Origin of the sequence: Microvirga sp. KLBC 81, assembly GCF_003075415.1 — a bacterium.
In the GTDB taxonomy this organism is placed as follows: Bacteria; Pseudomonadota; Alphaproteobacteria; order Rhizobiales; family Beijerinckiaceae; genus Microvirga.
Map to the genome: position 1 here is coordinate 1 of NZ_QDAH01000190.1, position 3,095 is coordinate 3,095.

General features: G+C 55.3%; 2 protein-coding genes. One reads left to right on the forward strand and one right to left on the reverse strand.

Going from position 1 to position 3,095, the window contains the following annotated elements:
- Positions 1–1,321: 1,321 nt before the first annotated feature.
- Positions 1,322–2,362: a hypothetical protein gene (locus tag DC522_RS32940; RefSeq protein WP_116532619.1), complete on the forward strand. Its 1,041-nt coding sequence runs from the start codon at positions 1,322–1,324 to the stop codon at positions 2,360–2,362.
- Between the two features lie 411 nt (positions 2,363–2,773).
- On the opposite strand, the gene DC522_RS35295 is transcribed toward DC522_RS32940, so the two are convergent.
- Positions 2,774–3,095 (reverse strand): hypothetical protein (locus tag DC522_RS35295; protein ID WP_165820436.1); only part of this gene is annotated, 322 nt, incomplete at its 5' end.

Sequence of the window (3,095 nt, forward strand, 5' to 3'; positions counted from 1 at the left end):
CTGTTCCTCCGCTACTGAGACTGCTATCCAGTAGCTGAAACTCCGAAACAAACGGTTTGCGACAGAACCGTCTCATTTGGGGTATGCCGAGACTCCACTTCAGCATGCTCAACTGCCACCAGTCGAATGACCATCAGGTTGTCGCCTTCGGTCCACTTCAGAGAGGCTTTCAGGGCAGCGGTCTTCCGCTCTTCCTCCTCGTCACTGGCCACCATGATTGTGTGCCACTTGCCCGTGTCCAAGGGCGCTTGCCGTTCCAGTTTCCTTAGAAATAGTAACAGGGCAGGTAGGGTTAGTCCAAGAGCCAGTTGTTTCAGCGCATACGAGATCGAAGCAGAGCAACCAAGAGACCGCCGAAAATTGCGCCTGCGCTTCTCCAGAGCATGCCGTCAAGCCCCAGATGCCGACCGGTAGAAAAGTTCTGCAAAAGCTCCATGAGACCGCTGTAGGTTGAGAGTGATCCGATGATCAGCCATACGGGCTGAACGAGATACGCCAGGACCAAGAGACCAGCAGTAATCCCGTAAGCAACGGTGTGTTCGATCCCTGGAGGTGCGGGAGGCAGAGGAAGCTCAAGCTTCCTCCACAGGAGAATGCGGCATGGTCAAAGATGTAGTCCTGCGCACCGTCGCCATTCACGTCCCGCCGTTGGATGAACCCCTTCTCTAGTGTTGCCTTCTCGGGTGCACACGCTTCTTGGCTCTTCTGAATGGCTGCCGCACGGTTAGCGGGAGGCCCTGCAATGACTGAGCCCAAGTGCCCGACCAGCCGAAGGAGAAGAACCCTCCGACCAGCACCGCGAAAGGACCTTTATTTTTATTTTCAGTTTCACCTCACTGATTTTGCATGGCCTGTTCCAAAGGTGACAAACCGCACAAACTGAGTGACCGCATTATGCCATAATTAACGACTGTCGATGGCAATGACGGATCGAGGTCGTCTGGCGACCGATGGATTGCGCTTAAAGGCCCCTGCTCTGGTTTGAGGGATGAACTCTACAGCATTCCGCCCGTGCTGACTGAGGCATGCCTAGCAGTTATCTTAATGACCTGTCCTTTTAGGGGCGGCTTCAAGGGGAGGCAGCAATGCGCATCTCACCCCTTCCGATAAGCACCGCCGCGCTATGTACGACCTTCGCGACCATTATGTTCGTGGCAGCGAATGCTATGGTACCGGTTTGGGCAGCGTCGCAGATAGGTTCTGTACTAGCTACTACAGCAGGCCCACTGGCGGAAGGCTCCCTCTACAGCTGTCTGCTAAATGCGGTGAACCAAGGGGGCAAATCAAACAAGCAATTGATGACTGCGGGACTAAGCTCCATGTGGACGCCGCGCGCGGGTTTGGCGAGAAGGGCATTCCCGGTCCGCTTGGCGACCAAGGCGACCGGCCCTTCGATCCGGCTACTATCACTGGCGCTTGCGCCGGTGGCGATCCCACCATGTCCAAAGGGGAGTTCGTCGGGTGGGATGTAACCAAGAAAGGCGGTGCCTACTCGTGGGGGTATAAAGGCGAGATGCGAGGCAGCGATGGGGAGGTTTGGAAGTATCTCGGTCTGAACAAGCAGGACTCCCGCGCCCAAAAGGAAGAATGGGAAGCCTATGCCGAATTAACTGCTAAAGAAAGAAAGGAGGCAAGCGATGCTGTCGGTAAAGCAATCGATGAGGACATAAAAATTCAGGAAGGAAAGGACGAGGCTGCAAAGAAGGCCTCTAAAGCCAAGGTGAACGAGCTTTGGAAAAAATACGAAGAGAAAGCTCGTGAAGACGACAAAGCGCAGCAAAAGGCACAAAGCGATCCCAACCGCGGACCTATTGACCCTGCACATCCTTCACATGAAGCCTCAGCCTGCTCTAAGGCGTTACAGGCAGCGCGTGAAGTGCTCCGAGAATGCCAAAGGGTAAACTGGACGAGCCACAGGTGCCAATCCCTGCAAGCGAAGATGAACAACTGTCCCGATCCAGCCTTAATTCTTGTAACCGCCGAGTCCGGCTACACGTGTATGGCCACCGTCAATTCCGAAGAGCTGCGTAAGGCATATGTAGCTCACTGCCGAGAACTTAGCCGACCCGCCGATCCTAACGTTGACCCCTGCGCGCCGCCTGAGATCCACCACGGCCGCTTTTTGCGCACTTCAAGCCCATCCCACCCAGACACCTGCTGGGATCCACGCGCCTTTGAGATATCTGACGCGTGCTTCGGGACATTGACCATACCGGACTTCGGCTTTAGAAATTTACGCGAACTTCTAATTATTGCCCTTGAGAAGCTGGGCGGGCCGACGATTGTTCTGCCGTTGGATTTCGACTCCCCTCCCGGCGCTCCAAGCGGCCCGGACGGTGGCGATCCACGGCCTCCTCGCTGAGAATGCTGAACGACGAGACAGCAAGTCATCAGCACTCCATCGCCTTGACAAGCGGTTGAGTGCTCTATCGCGACGTCCCTGGACCCTCCTCGCACGATCCCACGCGGCTGCCATCCTTCTATGATGGAACGTATGAGCTCCTGCTTCAGGCTGGCCTAAAAGAACTTTCTAATATTGAGGCCGGGTCAGCGGAAGAGCCCATGGCCAGGTCGGCAGAGGTCAAGTAATGAGCCGATGGGGCGCGATAGCTGGAAGGCAAACACTCGGATCTGAGTAGGCAAGCTATAGGAGATCGTCGACTTTATTTTCGTCGGATTGAACGGGTGCACGTCTGTGGAGCGGCCTCACGCTCAATCCCTAGAAGGCCAATAGAGAGTCAGTCCTAGCCGCCGCTATCCTTATCAATGAATCTCAGTATGTCTTCCCCGCCGGCCGCGGAGATGGTTTGATGTTGTTAAACCACTGGCACTTGCCCTGAGCTTCCACGTATTCGTCCTGCGACAAGCCAACAGCGCTGATAGCATCCGGATCGGCGTTATCTTCGAGATCAATGGACGGCTGCAAGCCCTTGGCTTGCACTTCATAGTTCTTGTAGTAGCACCACTGAGCCTCCGGCTCCATTGCGGTACTATTCGCATAGCGCCAGCCGGTATCAACAACGCCGGCTTTGTCGCAAACACTTTGTTTCAGAGTTTCAGCTATCGTGACAGAGGTCTCGATAGCGGAGGATGGA